Source organism: Caulobacter sp. GW821-FHT09B08 (assembly GCF_059418225.1).
The window spans coordinates 53,208-66,507 of record NZ_JBWKPL010000001.1; the positions used below are offsets into that span (position 1 = coordinate 53,208).

The 13,300-nt window shown below is 69.2% G+C and carries 18 protein-coding genes, 1 tRNA gene and 1 pseudogene; 10 read left to right on the forward strand and 10 right to left on the reverse strand.

Going from position 1 to position 13,300, the window contains the following annotated elements; translation table 11 throughout:
• Positions 1-116: 116 nt before the first annotated feature.
• Both AC07OA_RS00250 and AC07OA_RS00255 read left to right on the forward strand, forming a co-directional pair.
• A tRNA-Leu gene (locus tag AC07OA_RS00250) sits at positions 117-203 on the forward strand.
• A 174-nt stretch (positions 204-377) separates the two neighbouring features.
• A complete protein-coding gene (locus AC07OA_RS00255; RefSeq protein WP_494661753.1) occupies positions 378-692 on the forward strand; it encodes a hypothetical protein in 315 nt (104 codons plus the stop codon).
• Positions 693-694: 2 nt separating this feature from the next.
• Here the strand turns inward: AC07OA_RS00255 and AC07OA_RS00260 are convergent, their stop codons facing one another.
• From AC07OA_RS00260 to AC07OA_RS00270, 3 genes are all read right to left on the reverse strand, one after another.
• The gene (locus AC07OA_RS00260; RefSeq protein WP_494661754.1) at positions 695-1,081 is read right to left on the reverse strand and encodes a YidH family protein; all 387 of its coding nucleotides are present in this window, start codon (positions 1,079-1,081) and stop codon (positions 695-697) included.
• Between the two features lie 95 nt (positions 1,082-1,176).
• A complete protein-coding gene (locus AC07OA_RS00265; protein WP_494661755.1) occupies positions 1,177-2,811 on the reverse strand; it encodes a family 43 glycosylhydrolase in 1,635 nt (544 codons plus the stop codon).
• A 14-nt stretch (positions 2,812-2,825) separates the two neighbouring features.
• The gene (locus AC07OA_RS00270; protein ID WP_494661756.1) at positions 2,826-4,385 is read right to left on the reverse strand and encodes a GH39 family glycosyl hydrolase; all 1,560 of its coding nucleotides are present in this window, start codon (positions 4,383-4,385) and stop codon (positions 2,826-2,828) included.
• Between the two features lie 185 nt (positions 4,386-4,570).
• On the opposite strand from AC07OA_RS00270, the gene bla reads away from it, so the two are divergent.
• Complete coding sequence (bla, locus tag AC07OA_RS00275; RefSeq protein WP_494661757.1) at positions 4,571-5,563, forward strand: subclass B3 metallo-beta-lactamase; 993 nt, start codon at positions 4,571-4,573, stop codon at positions 5,561-5,563.
• Here bla and AC07OA_RS00280 read toward each other — a convergent pair.
• From AC07OA_RS00280 to AC07OA_RS00300, 5 genes and pseudogenes are all read right to left on the reverse strand, one after another.
• Positions 5,560-6,006: a hypothetical protein gene (locus tag AC07OA_RS00280; RefSeq protein ID WP_494661758.1), complete on the reverse strand. Its 447-nt coding sequence runs from the start codon at positions 6,004-6,006 to the stop codon at positions 5,560-5,562. The two genes, bla and AC07OA_RS00280, sit on opposite strands and share 4 nt — an antisense overlap.
• A gap of 139 nt (positions 6,007-6,145) precedes the next feature.
• A complete protein-coding gene (locus tag AC07OA_RS00285; RefSeq protein ID WP_494661759.1) occupies positions 6,146-6,490 on the reverse strand; it encodes a hypothetical protein in 345 nt (114 codons plus the stop codon).
• Positions 6,491-6,561: 71 nt separating this feature from the next.
• A complete protein-coding gene (locus AC07OA_RS00290; protein ID WP_494662932.1) occupies positions 6,562-6,708 on the reverse strand; it encodes a hypothetical protein in 147 nt (48 codons plus the stop codon).
• The gene (locus AC07OA_RS00295; RefSeq protein WP_494661760.1) at positions 6,681-7,037 is read right to left on the reverse strand and encodes a hypothetical protein; all 357 of its coding nucleotides are present in this window, start codon (positions 7,035-7,037) and stop codon (positions 6,681-6,683) included. Before AC07OA_RS00295 ends, AC07OA_RS00290 begins: the two co-directional genes overlap by 28 nt.
• Positions 7,038-7,212: 175 nt before the next feature.
• A pseudogene (locus AC07OA_RS00300) lies at positions 7,213-7,401 on the reverse strand (LuxR C-terminal-related transcriptional regulator); the annotation flags it as partial.
• Between the two features lie 120 nt (positions 7,402-7,521).
• Between AC07OA_RS00300 and AC07OA_RS00305 the strand changes: the two are divergent.
• Entirely contained in the window at positions 7,522-7,911 is a 390-nt protein-coding gene (locus tag AC07OA_RS00305; RefSeq protein WP_494661761.1) for a helix-turn-helix domain-containing protein, read from the forward strand.
• Between the two features lie 141 nt (positions 7,912-8,052).
• Here the strand turns inward: AC07OA_RS00305 and AC07OA_RS00310 are convergent, their stop codons facing one another.
• Positions 8,053-8,835, reverse strand: a complete 783-nt coding sequence (locus AC07OA_RS00310) for a competence/damage-inducible protein A (protein ID WP_494661762.1) — start codon at positions 8,833-8,835, stop codon at positions 8,053-8,055.
• Between the two features lie 121 nt (positions 8,836-8,956).
• Here AC07OA_RS00310 and AC07OA_RS00315 point away from each other — a divergent pair, with 121 nt between their 5' ends.
• The 3 genes from AC07OA_RS00315 to sfsA are packed head-to-tail and all read left to right on the forward strand — an operon-like array spanning position 8,957 to position 10,411.
• Positions 8,957-9,256: a hypothetical protein gene (locus tag AC07OA_RS00315; RefSeq protein ID WP_494661763.1), complete on the forward strand. Its 300-nt coding sequence runs from the start codon at positions 8,957-8,959 to the stop codon at positions 9,254-9,256.
• Positions 9,253-9,690, forward strand: a complete 438-nt coding sequence (locus AC07OA_RS00320) for a PIN domain-containing protein (protein ID WP_494661764.1) — start codon at positions 9,253-9,255, stop codon at positions 9,688-9,690. The genes AC07OA_RS00315 and AC07OA_RS00320 overlap by 4 nt, the downstream gene beginning before the upstream one ends.
• A 1-nt stretch (position 9,691) precedes the next feature.
• The gene (sfsA, locus tag AC07OA_RS00325) at positions 9,692-10,411 is read left to right on the forward strand and encodes a DNA/RNA nuclease SfsA (protein WP_494661765.1); all 720 of its coding nucleotides are present in this window, start codon (positions 9,692-9,694) and stop codon (positions 10,409-10,411) included.
• A 10-nt stretch (positions 10,412-10,421) separates the two neighbouring features.
• On the opposite strand, the gene AC07OA_RS00330 is transcribed toward sfsA, so the two are convergent.
• A complete protein-coding gene (locus tag AC07OA_RS00330; RefSeq protein ID WP_494661766.1) occupies positions 10,422-10,772 on the reverse strand; it encodes a hypothetical protein in 351 nt (116 codons plus the stop codon).
• Between the two features lie 162 nt (positions 10,773-10,934).
• On the opposite strand from AC07OA_RS00330, the gene map reads away from it, so the two are divergent.
• The 3 genes from map (at position 10,935) to AC07OA_RS00345 (ending at position 13,278) form a co-directional block, all read left to right on the forward strand.
• A complete protein-coding gene (gene map / locus AC07OA_RS00335) occupies positions 10,935-11,765 on the forward strand; it encodes a type I methionyl aminopeptidase (protein ID WP_494661767.1) in 831 nt (276 codons plus the stop codon).
• Between the two features lie 59 nt (positions 11,766-11,824).
• On the forward strand, positions 11,825-12,622 hold the full coding sequence (gene radC / locus AC07OA_RS00340; protein ID WP_494661768.1) for a RadC family protein: 798 nt from the start codon (positions 11,825-11,827) through the stop codon (positions 12,620-12,622).
• A gap of 74 nt (positions 12,623-12,696) precedes the next feature.
• Positions 12,697-13,278 (forward strand): RcnB family protein, encoded by a 582-nt coding sequence (locus AC07OA_RS00345; protein WP_494661769.1) that lies wholly within the window; start codon positions 12,697-12,699, stop codon positions 13,276-13,278.
• Positions 13,279-13,300: the final 22 nt, after the last annotated feature.

Consider the following 13,300-nt stretch of genomic DNA (forward strand, 5'->3'; position numbering starts at 1 on the left):
GCGACGCTATCACGCGCCGCGCGGGCGTCGAGGCGCCACGGCGCAGTTTCCACAGGGCGCCGCGAAGCGACGGCCTTGGCGAGGCCGCGCCCTCCCCCTATACGAGCATGACCAGCGCGGGCGTGGCGAAACTGGTAGACGCAGCGGACTTAAAATCCGCCCGGAGCAATCCGTTGCCGGTTCGACCCCGGCCGCCCGCACCAGGCTCCAGGGTCGCTTCCACGACCACTCCGCCGAGCACTCAACCAGAAGAGCGGCAAGCCACGCGACACGCTTGCTAGTCAAGCTTGCCCTGATACTATTTCCTTACGCTCCGGGGGACGGCCAGAACCAGTTGCGTACCCGCCTCAGCCTCTATCGACCAGCGGAGACATCGCATGCAGCCGACCTCTCTGGCGGCGGGAGGCGCGCTCGCCCTCCTGATCGCCGCATCCGCCCACGCGGAAATCCAGCCCCTGCCCGGACAGATTCCCGCCTACTGCGCTCGCGCGGTTCAAGCCCGGGTGAAACGCGAGACGGACGAATGCATCGCCAACATCGCCCTGCCCAAGCAGCATCCGGGCTACGGCCAGCGCGTCGAGGACTGCCGGGGAAAGAAGGGCGGGTCTGGTCCCATCGAGACCTACACGATGCGCTGCAATCGCGATCTGAACCGCGACATCACCCTCTATGCCACCTGGCCGACTCAATAGCCCTACGCCACCCGCGCGGCGATCGAGACGAACAGGGCCAGGCCGGCCAGGGCCATGACGAAGGCGACGATCAGGACGGGGCGGCCCAGGCGGAAGGTTTCGGTGCGGCGCAGGTCCTTGAGCGTCGTCCAGTAGCTGATCACGCCCAGGATCATCGAGCCGGTGCCCATGGCCGCCAGGAACAGGCCCACCTCGCGCGGGCTTTCCGAACGAGCCAGGTGTCCCTGCTTGGCCGCCGTATCCAGCACCTTGTAGATCGTGAAGCCGAAGCTGAGCATCGACAGCGAGGTGCGCACCCAGGCCATCAGGGTGCGGTCGGCGGCCATGACGGTCCGCAGGGTCCCCAGGTCCTTGGGCAGGCCCGAGGGGGAAAGGGTGTTCTCGACCATGCCACGGCTCCGGCCTTGTCCTGGCGGCAGGCTGGGCGCGCGGCCGGTCGGCGGCCATCGGGGCGATTGCTGGTTTGACCGAAGGATTTGGCCGATCAGGCCGACGGCGGCAGGGCGCGGTAGGTCAGCTTGCGCAACACCACCTCGCCGCCTCCGGACGCGAACACCGCCGGGCGCAGGCTGACGAAGCCGTCGGCCATGTTGTGGTTGTAGCCGGCCACCTCGTAGGACACCGCCTTGCGCCAGGCGCCGCCGTCAGCCCGCACGAAGAAGGTCGCCACGTTCTCGTCGTTGACCACCTTCAGGGCCAGGCGTCGTCCGACGGCCGGTCCCGGCGTGGGATAGGACTGAGCGGTTCCGGTCTTGTAGGCGGCCAGGCTGTCGGCCTTGGCGCCCAGGCCGCAGAACAGTTTCTGGTCGTAGAACAGCAGCAGGCCGCCCTGGACGTCGCCGACCAGCTCCAGCTCGACGGTCACCTCGTAGGCGCGGTCGCCGGCCACGAAGGCCAGGGGCGAGGCGTCGGCGGGGCCGGCTCCCTGCCCGGCCAGGACCAGGCCATCGGCTGTGAAGCGCGCGCGGTCCAGATAGCCGGGCTTGGGATCCCAGAACTGCAGACCCACGCCCAGGCGGTCGCGGCGCAGGAGGTCGGAGAGGGCCAGGTTGTGCTCGCCGCGCGAGGCCGGGACCGGCTTGCGCAGCGGCCCCTCCAGCACCCCGCCCCGCGCCTTGGGCCAGCCGTCGGCGGTCCAGTCGAAGGGCTCCAGCAGCATCTGCCGGCCCAGGGTGCGGAAGCTGTTCTCGTAGCCGTGATAGACCAGCCACCAGTCGCCGGCCGGGCCTTGCACGGGCGTGGCGTGGCCGCGCGACCACCAGGGCTCGACCTTGCTGGCAGTGCGCACGATCGGATTGTGCGGGCAGTTCTCCCACGGCCCGTGGATCGAGCGCGAGCGGGCGACCACCACCATGTGGCTGGTCGGCGGTCCGGCCGTGCCGCCTTGGCCGGAGAAGAGGTAGAACCACTCGCCCCGCCGCAGGATCTTCGGGCCTTCCGGCGCGGGCGCCTCGATCACCCAGTCGTCGGGGATCGGCCAGCCTTCGTAGACCTTCGAGACCTCGCCCTCGCGGCGCAGGCCGTCGTCGCTGATGCGCACGCGGTGGCCGTCGTTGAGGAAGAGGTAGCGCTTGCCGTCCTCGCCCACCGCGTGGCCCGGGTCGATATAGCCATCGACGCCCATGTCGACGGGCGCGCTCCACGGACCGGCCATGGAGTCGGCATGGACCACGTAGATCTTGAACGGCAGGCCGTCAGCCTTCGCGGCGACCAGCACCGGGATGTAGATGAAATAGCGGCCGTCGTGCTTGGCGATGTCCATCGCCCAGACCGAGCCCAGGGGCGTTTCCAGCGCAGCGCAGACCGGCGTCCAGTTGACGAGATCGCGCGAGCGCCAGATCGCCGCCCCCGGATAGTAGAGGAACGAGGTGAAGACCGCGTAGTAGTCGTCGCCGTCCTTGAAGATGTTGGGATCGGGCCGGTCGCCCGACAGCACCGGATTGAGGAACCGCCCGTCGCCCAGGTCGCTCTGCCGCTGGCCCTCGACGCCCGGCCGCCAGGTGGGGGCGGGCGGCGGCGGACAGGCCTTGCCGGCGGGCGCGGCGGCCACGGCGGGCGCGGTGGCGGCGCCGGCCGAGGCCAGGCCCAGCAGCAGGGCGTCGCGACGGGAGCGGTTCATGGGCATGTCTCGTCTCAGGCCGGGATCAGCTCGATCAGCACCACGTCGTTGGACCGCATCGGCAGGTCCACGCTGGTCGCGCCATCGGTCTTGATCGTCTTGTCGATCTCGGGCCGATCCTGGGTCAGATCCTCCAGCTTGCGAAGCTGGTCGGCGCTCAGGGTCTTGGGCAGGCCCATGTCGATATAGGCGCTGTAGGCGTCGTTGGCGCGATAGCCGACGCGGCGCACGCGCAGGCGGTAGGCGCCGGGCTTCAGCCCCGACAGGTCCAGCGTCAGCGGCTCGACGTCGGTCGCCGGGTGCAGGCGGGTGTAGAACGGCCGGTTGCTGACCTTCTGGTCGGGCTGGCGCCAGGCATAGGCCAGGACGGTCACGCGGTCGCCGTCGCGGGCGGCGAAGACCTGGTCGTCGGCGCAGGCCAGAGCCTTGCCCTTCACGGCGTTCAGGTACTTGTAGGCGAACCAGGCGGGCTTGCGGATGCCCTGCGGGTTCATCAGGCCGAAACCGCCCTGGAACGGCGCGGTGGGCGGGCCGGGCTCTTCGAAGAGGTCGGTATAGGTCCAGTAGCTCATGCCCTGGACCAGGCCTTGGGTGCGCCGCAGCTTCTCGACGATGTAGGCGGCGCTGACGTAGCTGTCGTGGACGCTGTCGCGCGGGGTGTAGCTGGTGCTCCACTCGGTGAAGTACAGCGGCAGCCCCGGGAAGGCCGAGGCCTGGATCTGCTCGCGCACCCGGCGCACGTCGCCGACGACGGCGTCGGGCGAGGCCGACAGCTTGGTGTCCTGCTCGCCCTTCTCGTCCAGGAAGCCGCCGTCCACGCCATAGGTGTGGGTGGTGACGAAATCGACGGCCGAGCCGCTTTGCTTCACATGGGCCAGGAACTCCGGGACCCAGGCCGCGCCGGCGGTGGAGGGACCGCCCACCCGCAGGGCCGGGTCGATGGCCTTGATGGCCCGGGCGGTGACGTCATAGAGCTCGAAGTATGCCGCCTGGTCGGCCTTCTCCCAGAAGCCGTCGAGATTGGGCTCGTTCCACACCTCGAAGAACCAGGTCCGCACCTCCTCGGCGCCGTAGCGTTGGCGGACATGCTTGATGAAGGCGTCGATCAGGTCGCGCCACGGCCCGAGCTTGGGGTGGGAGGTGTTGCCCTTCCAGTAGAAGATCGTCAGCTCGGAAGTCTTCATGGCGTCGGGCGTGAAGCCCAGCTCGACGAACGGCTTGATCCCCTTGGCCAGCAGGGCGTCGTAGAGCTGGTCCAGCTTCGTCCAGTCATAGACGATCTTGCCGTCCCGCACCTTCACCGTGCCCAGCACGTCGTGGAAGATCGCGTGGAAGCGGATGTAGCGGAAGCCCAGCTCGTCGACGGTGGTCTTCAGCTGGGCCTGGCTGTCGGAGCGGATCAGGGTGCCCGGATAGTCCGAGCCGATGGAGAGGTCGAAGAAGCGGTCCACCGGTCCGCCCGCCTTGGCGGCGTCCACGGCGATCGTGCGCTTGGCGGCGGCCTGGGCCCGGGCGACCGAGGCGAACGGCAGACTGGAAAGCGCGGCCATGATGGCCCGACGCGACAAAGACATGGCTTCCTCCCTTTTCGTTGATCAAAGGGCTACACGGTGATGGTAGCGGTATCAATAGCTATAGTCGGACAATTTGAACCTCGTTTCGCGAAATCAGGCCTCCCCCTGGCGGCGCTCGGGGTTTCGCCCGATGGGCCGGCCCCTGCGGCGAGCCTAGCGTCTTGGCCTCGAACCGGGAGGCGGCCATGGCGCGGAAGGTGCTCGTCGGGCTGACGGGACTGGCGGGAGCGATCCTGCTGACGGCGGCCGGCCCGTCGGCGGCCCCGCCGACGCGCGAGGCCCTGGCCCGCGACAACAGGCTGTTCCTGGAGCGGGCGACCAAGACCCTGAGGTGGGAGGCGCCCGCCGAACCGATGCGGATCGTCGGCCCGATCTACTACGTCGGGACCCAGGGGCTGGGCTCCTACATGTTCAAGACCTCCGACGGGCTGATCCTGATGGGCACGGGCCTGCCCTCGTCGGGGCCGATGATCGCCCAGTCGATCCGCAAGCTGGGCTTCGATCCCAAGGACATCAAGATCATCGTCACCTGGCACGCCCATGCCGACCACGTGGGGGCGGTCGCCTATTTCAAGTCGCTGTCGGGCGCCAAGCTGGCGATGATGCAGGGCGACGTCGCGTCCATGGAGGACGGCGGCAAGAGCGACTTCCACTACGGCTGGGACTGGAAGACCATGGGCTGGCCGCCGGCCAAGGTCGACCGCGTGCTGCACGACGGCGACACGGTGCGGCTGGGCGAGGTGGCGCTGACGGCCCTGGCCACGCCCGGCCACACGCGCGGCGACACCAGCTGGACCACCACCGTGACCGACCACGGCAAGTCGTATGTCGTGGTCTGGCCCGACGGCCTCAGCGTCAATCCCGGCTACCGGCTGGGCGACCGGCCGTCCTATCCGGGCATAGCCGACGACTACCGCCGCACGGGCGCGCGGCTGGCCGCGCTGAAGCCTGACATCTGGCTGGTCTCGCATACCGAGCGGTTCGACCTGGAGGGCAAGCGGGCGCGGGCGGCCAGGATCGGCGCCGAGGCCTTCGTCGATCCGGCGGGCTACCAGAAGTACATCGCCGACCAGCGCGCGGCCTTCGTGGCCCTGGCCGCCCGCGAGGCGCGCACCTCGCCCGACGACGGGGTGCGGAGGGGACCCGCGCCGGACGCGGGAGAGCCGGCGCTCCCCTAGCCGCCCTTGCGCGCCCTCCACCGCTCCCAACCCGCCTGGGCCACGCCCACGGCGAAGGCGGCCAGCTGGGCGTCGCTCCACAGGTAGTAGGTGGAGAAGAAGCTCCACTGCATCAGCGACCAGTCGACGATGAAGGCCACGTGGGTCAGCACCACCAAGAGCTGGAAGGCGGTCATGAACAGGATCCACAGCCGCCGCTCGAAGGTGCAGAAGCCGACCAGGATCAGCAGATAGATCACGTCGACCGTGAAGATGCCCCACTGGGTCACGCCCCGGTCGGGGATCTGGACGGCGGCGGAGATGAACCAGGCCGCGACGGTCACGATCGCCAGCAGCCGCTCGAACCGCCGGCCGACCAGCAGGGCCAGGCCGCAGATGGCCAGCATGACCATGGCGGCGATCTGGGTCGGCAGGATCGAGAAGAAGTTGAAGAAATGGAACATGTCGCCCCCGCGCCCTTACGCAACTCTGGGCGACCCGACATGTGTCCCACGAATCACAAACACGCCAAGGGCCTCGCACGCGTCGCGCGAGGCCCTTGGTTGATCGCCTCCCCCCGAAGGCGACCGGTGGGATCGAGGCTTAGGCGCTCTTGACCGCGCGCAGCTGGCCGGTGCGCGGCACGTCGTCCTCGGCCTTGTCGCCGCCGCCGACCAGGGTCACGCGGCGCAGGCCGACCTGATCCTTGGCCTCGGCCAGGGCCCCGTGGGCGGCGATCAGCGAGCGGCGGGCGTGGGCCATGCCCGAGGCGGCCTCCAGCACGTGGTCGACGGCCTGCTGGCCGACGCCGGCCCCCAGCCCCGCCTCGAGCCGGGCCCGCGGCATGGCCGCGATCAGGTCGCCCATCAGGGCCAGGGTGGTGTCGATGGCTTCCTCGGTGGTGAACAGTTGGCCGGCCAGTTGCTCGGCGACGATGCGACGCTTCATGAGTAGTTCCCCCAGCGCCCTTGGGCGCGTTTCAGTGATTGAAGGGCGCCGCGACGCCCCTCTGTTGGGGGTCAGCCGTGGCGCAGGAATTGGAAGAGGTGGGCCACCTGCCTCGTCCCCAGCAGCCCGCCGATCAGCAGGCTGAAGGCGGCGGCTATCGCCAGGACGATCAGGATGCGTGCGGCTGGGCTCAGGACATGATCGTGCCCTCCGCCCATTTGGTGTGGAACTCCTCGTCCATCACCGTGGCCGCGATGATCAGGATCTCGCGCAGCACCATCTCCGGCGGCTTGGGACTGGCCTCCTTGCGCACCGCCGAGACCAGGTCCCGGATCACCGGCGCCATGTCGGCCGGCGCCAGGCTCTGCAGCTGGCGTTCCAGTTCCGCCCAGGCGAAGGCCGGCATCGGCGAGCGGCTCAGCAACGGCGGCCAGTCGCGGTCGAACACCTCCACCGCGTCCCGGACCTGGAGCGCTCTCTGGACCATCAGGCTCAGCCGATAGCCCGCCAGGCTGGTCGCTTCGTTGTCGTTGGTTACGCCGATCATACTCACTATCCGTTTCCGCCTCGTTGGGTGTGGAGACGTCAGGAGAGAGCGCGTCGGCGCCGGGCGGCAGTCGGATTGAGTCGGGGTGGGATTCAGTCCCATAGCCCTCGTCGCCCTCTCCAAGGGGGACGGCGACCGGACCTTGCAGTTCGTGGGCGGTCAGAACGCGAGCGGCGGCGCGGCGGCCGTTGACGCCCAGCTTGCGGCAGGCGCTTTCGACCAGGGCATCGGCGCGCGACTTGGAGACCCCCATCAAGGGCCCGATTTCCTTGGACAAACGGTGTTCGGCAACCCAGCGCAGCGCTTCGCGTTCACGCTGGGTCAAGAGTTCGATCGGGGGAACGGGAGGTCGCTGCCGGTCCATGACTCGAGAGTACTGTGGCCGCGAACGCCCTACGCGCCGCGTACGGTGCAAGAATGCATTGCAGTTGGCGAAGGCCAAGCCGATAGTTCGGAAACAGCCATTTCAGTTTTGAGACGCGCCTTGAACACGCCGACCGGTCCGGATCCCATCGACGTCGCGGTCGGAACCCGCATTCGGGTCCAGCGACGCCACCTCAAGATAAGCCAGGACGACCTGGCCCAGGTGCTGGGCCTGACCTTCCAGCAGGTGCAGAAATACGAGCGCGGCACCAACCGGGTCTCGGCCTCGATGCTGGTGCGCATCGCCGCCAAGCTGCAGACCACCGTGGGCAGCCTGGTGGGCGAGGACGTGCTGGCCGAGCAGGACGTGGCCATGCTGACGGCCCTGTCGACCCCCGGCGCCATCGACCTGCTGCGCGCCTACGGCCAGGCCACCCCCAAGGGCCGAAAGGCGATCCTCAACGTCGCCAAGACCCTGGTCGAACCCGACGATTCGGCGGACGTGGCCTGACAAAACTCCGCTCATCCCGGCGAATGCCGGGACCCAGATGGAATGGCTCTGGGCCTGACGCCAGGGGCGCCGAGCTCTTCCAATCATCCACACAGCCATAGGATCTGGGTCCCGGCATTCGCCGGGATGAGCGGAAGTGCGCTAAGCTGCCCCCGCCTCCACCCGCTCGATCCCCCGGGCGCCGACGCCTTCCAGCGCCACGACCAGCTCCTCCACCGCCGCGTCGACTTCAGCCGGATCGCGCCCGCGGATCACCAGGCTGGCGCCGTAGACGTCCGGCGGGGCGAAGAACGGATAGCTGCCGATCGACAGGTCCGGATGGGCCTTGGCCACCGCCTCCAGCGGCGCGGCGATGGTGCCCTCGCCGGTGCCGGTGACGCGGACCGTCTTGCTGATCACCACCGCCCCGGTGCGCAGGCGCGGACCCACGTCGTCGAGCATGCCGCGCATGATCGCCGGCACGCCCGCCAGGACGAAGACGTTCTCCTTCTGGAAGCCCGGCGGCCCCTGCACCGGGTTCTTCACCAGCACACCGCCCTCGGGCACGTGGGCCATGCGGCGGCGGGCGGCGTTGGGCTCGCCCCAGCGCTCGCGCAGCATGGCCATGATCTCCGGATGCTCGGGCGCGGTGACGCCGAAGGCCTTGGCCACCGAGTCGGCGGTGATGTCGTCGTGGGTGGGACCGATGCCGCCGGTGGTGACCAGGTAGTCGTACTTGGTCCGCAGGTGGTTCACCGCGTCGACGATCTCCTGCTCGATGTCGGGCACCACCCGCGCTTCGCAGAGATCGACGCCGTAGGTGGCCAGGTACTTGGCGATGGCGTTCAGGTTCACGTCCTGGGTCCGGCCCGACAGGATCTCGTCGCCGATGATCAGAACCGCCGCCGTCACGCGCTCGCCAGTCCTGGCTTGAGTGGTGGTCATGGTGTTGGTCCTGTCCGCGTCGGTCTCCCTCCGACTTAAGGCCCTCGCGTCCGCACCGCAACCGATGCCGGCGACTTGCGACGAGCACATGACCGGTTATATTACCGGTCAGGAGAGAACCATGGCCGATGCCCAAAGACGCGCCGTCGAGAACAACAGGCGGCGCTTGCGCGAACAGGGGCTGGACCGCTTCGAGGTTCGCGGTCTGGAGTCCGACAAAGCCCTGCTGCGCGCCGTCGCCAAGCGGCTGGCGCACAATGACGAGGCGGGAGCCCGCCTGAGGGCCGACATCGAAGCGCAAATCGCGCCTTCGCCGGAGCAACGCGGCGGCATCCTCCGCGCTCTCCGCGGATCCCCTCTGGTAGGCGCGGAGCTCGACCTGGCTCGCGAAACCACCGCCGGGCGCGATATCGATCTATGACGCGCTACCTGCTCGACACGAACATCATCAGCAATGTCGTCAAGCCCGAGCCTTCGCCGCCCCTGCTGGATTGGATGGTCCACCAGCGCGACTCCGACCTCTACATCTCGACCTTCTCCCTCGCCGAAATCCGTCGCGGCATCCTGCAAAAGCCCGAGGGTCGCAAGCGCCGTGAACTCGAAGCCTGGTACGCGGGCGAACTCGGCCCCAAGGCCCTGTTCGGGACACGGGTCCTGGCGTTCGACACGGCCGCCGCCGAGGCCTGGGCGCACCTCATGGCCGAGGGTCATCGGCAAGGTTCGCCCCGCAGCGCGCTCGACATGATCATCGGCGCCATCGGTCAGGCCAACGCTTGCGTCGTGGTCACCGACAACGAGCGCCATTTCGTCGGCGCGGTGGACGTGTTCAACCCGATGCGACCGGCGGGCGGCTGACATGCTCCTCCCGCAACCGATGACGCGCGGCGTGATCGTCCAGCGCTACAAGCGCTTCTTCTGTGACCTGGTGCTGGACGACGGACGCGAGGTGACCGCCCACTGCCCCAACTCCGGCGCCATGCTGGGGGTGAACCTGCCGGGCCAGGGGGCGTGGGTGTCGTGGTCGGACGATCCCAAGCGCAAGCTCGCCTCGACGCTGCAGCTGGTCGAGGCCGCCGGGCCGGACGGCAAGGGTCTCGTGGGCGTCAACACCCACCTGCCCAACAAGCTGGTCGCCGAGGCCCTGGTCGGCGGGGTCATCCCGGAACTGACCGGCTACGCCTCGATCCGCCCGGAGGTGAAATACGCCGCCGCCAGCCGCGTCGACTTCCTGCTGACCGATCCGGACCGTCCGCCCTGCTGGCTGGAGGTCAAGAACGTCCACCTGTCGCGCACCCCGGGCCTGGCCGAGTTCCCCGACTGCAAGGCCGCCCGCTCGACCCGCCACCTGGAGGACCTCGCCGCCCAGGTCCGCGAAGGCCACCGCGCCGTGGCCCTGTTCGTGGTCCAGCGCGAGGACTGCGAGACCTTCCAGGCCTGCGCCGACCTGGACCCGGCCTTCGCGGCGGGCCTGGAGCGCGCGGCGGACGCGGGCGTGGAGGTGCTGGTCTATGCGTGTGGGATGAGCACGGAAGCGGTGCGGATCAGCCGGCGCATCGCCTGGGACCGCCAGACCTGATCTGCCGCCGTCAAGGAACCCCCGGCTGTATCCGGGGCGCCACCCAGTCGGGCCCGCAGCGACGCTGGGCCGCCTCGAAGCCGGCGGGGTCTTCGACAAGCAGTGTCGCTCGGCCGTCATGGGCCACGAAGGCCATCGGCAGGGCGATTGACCCCGGCCTGGCCGCGAGCGCATAGCCACAAATCACCGTGCCGTCTTCCGACGGACTGGCGACCTGAATGGTCACGGGATTGCTGAAATGCGGCGCCAGCAATCGCCGCGCCTCCTCCTGCATCAGGTCGGCGCGAGAAGGCTTTTCGCCGCAGGCCGCGACCAGGACAATCGACACCGTCAGTGTGATCAGGCTTCCAAGCTTGGACATGACCGATATTAGGCTTGTAAATTCACAGGAGGCAACGGCAGCGCATACGGTCCCCCGCGCCGACATTGAACTTCTGTGCTATCGTTGCGACATACGCCCTGAAGACGCCTGTACCCGGCGCGCCGAGCCGCGCCCGTTTGAGCCAGTTTTGAGACCACCACCATGACCCTCGACGACACCCTCGAGATCGCCGCCGAAACCCGCACCGGCCAGATCAAGATCCACAAGCCCGAGGATTTCGAGGGCATGCGCCGCGCCGGCAAGCTGGCGGCGGAATGCCTGGACATGCTGATCCCGCACGTCCAGCCGGGCGTGTCGTCCGATCACCTCGATACGCTGGCCCGCGAGTTCATCCTGGACCACGGCGCCCTGCCGGCGTGCCTGTTCTATCGCGGCTATCCCAAGACGGTCTGCATCTCGCGCAACCACGTGGTCTGCCACGGCATTCCGGGCGACTGGAACCTGCGCGAGGGCGACATCGTCAATATCGACGTCACCGCCATCGTCGACGGCTGGCACGGCGACACCTCGCGGATGTACGGCGTGGGCGAGGTCGGGCCGCGCGCCCGCCGCCTGGTCGAGATCACCTACGAGGGCATGAAGCGCGGCCTGGAGGCCGTGAAGCCGGGCGCCACCCTGGGCGACATCGGCTACGCCATCCAGTCGTATGTCGAGGCCCAGCGCTGCAGCGTGGTGCGCGACTTCTGCGGTCACGGCCTGGGCAAGGTGTTCCACGACGCGCCGAACATCCTGCACTTCGGCCGCCCCGGCCAGGGCGCGGTGCTGAAGCCGGGCATGTTCTTCACCGTCGAGCCGATGGTGAACCTGGGCAAGCCGGCCGTGAAGGTGCTGGGCGACGGCTGGACGGCGGTGACCCGCGACAAGTCGCTGTCGGCCCAGTGCGAGCACTCCATCGGCGTGACCGAGGACGGCTACGAGGTGTTCACCGCCTCGCCGGCCGGCCTGTTCCAGCCGGCGATCCTGGGGGGCTGAAGCCCTCTCGACAACCCTCAATTGATCTGACCTAATCGACTCTCGCGCATGGGGGCTCGATGGTCAGCGGCAGGTCATTGCGGGCGCAGCTCTCGCGGGAAGAGGGCGCGCGGGAAGAGAACGCCGGGGATGCGCCGGCCCCGACACCGGCCCTGACGCCGGGCCTGGCCGAGCGCCCCTCTCCCGCCGCCCATCACCTCGGCCACCGCGAGCGCCTGCGCAAGCGGGCCGTGGCCGGCGGCCTGGCCGCCCTGCCCGATTACGAGCTCCTGGAGCTCTACCTCTTCCGCACCTTCGCGCGCGGCGACGTCAAGCCGATGGCCAAGGCCCTGTTGGCGCGGTTCGGCTCGTTCGGGGCGGCGATCTCGGCGTCCATCGAGGAGCTGAAGACCGTCAAGGGCGTGGGCGAGACGGCCGCCATCGACATCAAGCTGCTGCACGAGGCGGCCCTGCGCGCCGGTCGCGACAAGATCGCCAAGCGGCCGGTGATCTCGTCCTGGACGGCGCTGCTGGGCTATGTCCGCGTCGCCCTGGCCAACGAGCCGCGCGAGCAGTTCCGGGTGCTGTTCCTGGACAACAAGAACCAGCTGATCGCCGACGAGATCCTCAACCACGGCACGGTCGACCACGCCCCGGTCTATCCGCGCGAGGTGATGCGCCGGGCGCTGGAGCTCTCCAGCTCCAACATAATCCTATTGCACAACCACCCCAGTGGAGACCCCACCCCGTCGCGGCCAGACATCGACATGACCAAGCAGATCGTCGAGGCCGGCAAGGCGCTGAAGATCAACGTCCACGACCACCTGGTGGTGGGCCGCGAGGGCGTGGCCAGCTTCAAGGCGCTGGGGCTGATCTAGGTCCGTTGAACCGGCGCCGCTCGCCGCGCGTTCACGAGTGAACGCGTCAAAGCGCGGCTGTGTGGGAGTGGGTCATGGATCGCCGTCTTTTCGTCGCCTCGGCCTTGGGACTGCTGGTTCCCGGCGTCGCCTCGGCCCAGCAGGGCGGACCGCCCGGCGGCCGTCCGCCCGGAGGCGGTCAGGGCGGCGGCCAACATGGCGGGAACCACGGCGGCCAAGGCGGCCCTCCCGGCGGCGGCCCACGCCCGCCTAGCGGCGGCGGCGGACGTCCGCCCGGCCCCGGTCCTGGCCCTTCGCCCAAGCCGCCCCCGCCGCGCCCGCCCTCCGGCGGCGGCGGCCATCGCCCGCCGCCCGGGCCGCGTCCCCCGCCGCCCATGGGTCCGCACCATCCCGGCGCCGGCCGCCCGCCCGGCTTCCGCCCCGTGCCCGGCCCGCGCTGGCGCTATCCGCCGGGCTATCGCTATCGCCGCTGGACCATCGGCGTGGTCCTGCCGTCGCTGTTCCTCAGCTCGACCTACTATTACGAGGACTATTGGCGGATGGGACTGGAAGGCCCGCCGTGGGGCTATCGCTGGGTGCGCTACGGACCCGACCTCCTGCTGGTCGAGACCCGCACCGGCCGGATCGCGGACGTGATCTACGGAGCGTTCTACTAGGTCGGCACTTGCCCCCTTCGGG

Coding starts and splice junctions, on each gene's coding strand:
- AC07OA_RS00270 (WP_494661756.1), bottom strand. CDS start 4,385: ATGTCTTTGTCGCGTCGGGCCATCATGGCCGCGCTTTCCAGTCTGCCG.
- AC07OA_RS00290 (WP_494662932.1), bottom strand. CDS start 6,708: ATGGGCGGAGGGCACGATCATGTCCTGAGCCCAGCCGCACGCATCCTG.
- AC07OA_RS00315 (WP_494661763.1), top strand. CDS start 8,957: ATGGCCGATGCCCAAAGACGCGCCGTCGAGAACAACAGGCGGCGCTTG.
- AC07OA_RS00265 (WP_494661755.1), bottom strand. CDS start 2,811: ATGAACCGCTCCCGTCGCGACGCCCTGCTGCTGGGCCTGGCCTCGGCC.
- AC07OA_RS00310 (WP_494661762.1), bottom strand. CDS start 8,835: ATGACCACCACTCAAGCCAGGACTGGCGAGCGCGTGACGGCGGCGGTT.
- radC (WP_494661768.1), top strand. CDS start 11,825: ATGGTCAGCGGCAGGTCATTGCGGGCGCAGCTCTCGCGGGAAGAGGGC.
- AC07OA_RS00280 (WP_494661758.1), bottom strand. CDS start 6,006: ATGTTCCATTTCTTCAACTTCTTCTCGATCCTGCCGACCCAGATCGCC.
- AC07OA_RS00260 (WP_494661754.1), bottom strand. CDS start 1,081: ATGGTCGAGAACACCCTTTCCCCCTCGGGCCTGCCCAAGGACCTGGGG.
- AC07OA_RS00285 (WP_494661759.1), bottom strand. CDS start 6,490: ATGAAGCGTCGCATCGTCGCCGAGCAACTGGCCGGCCAACTGTTCACC.
- sfsA (WP_494661765.1), top strand. CDS start 9,692: ATGCTCCTCCCGCAACCGATGACGCGCGGCGTGATCGTCCAGCGCTAC.
- AC07OA_RS00345 (WP_494661769.1), top strand. CDS start 12,697: ATGGATCGCCGTCTTTTCGTCGCCTCGGCCTTGGGACTGCTGGTTCCC.
- AC07OA_RS00295 (WP_494661760.1), bottom strand. CDS start 7,037: ATGATCGGCGTAACCAACGACAACGAAGCGACCAGCCTGGCGGGCTAT.
- AC07OA_RS00330 (WP_494661766.1), bottom strand. CDS start 10,772: ATGTCCAAGCTTGGAAGCCTGATCACACTGACGGTGTCGATTGTCCTG.
- AC07OA_RS00320 (WP_494661764.1), top strand. CDS start 9,253: ATGACGCGCTACCTGCTCGACACGAACATCATCAGCAATGTCGTCAAG.
- map (WP_494661767.1), top strand. CDS start 10,935: ATGACCCTCGACGACACCCTCGAGATCGCCGCCGAAACCCGCACCGGC.
- bla (WP_494661757.1), top strand. CDS start 4,571: ATGGCGCGGAAGGTGCTCGTCGGGCTGACGGGACTGGCGGGAGCGATC.
- AC07OA_RS00255 (WP_494661753.1), top strand. CDS start 378: ATGCAGCCGACCTCTCTGGCGGCGGGAGGCGCGCTCGCCCTCCTGATC.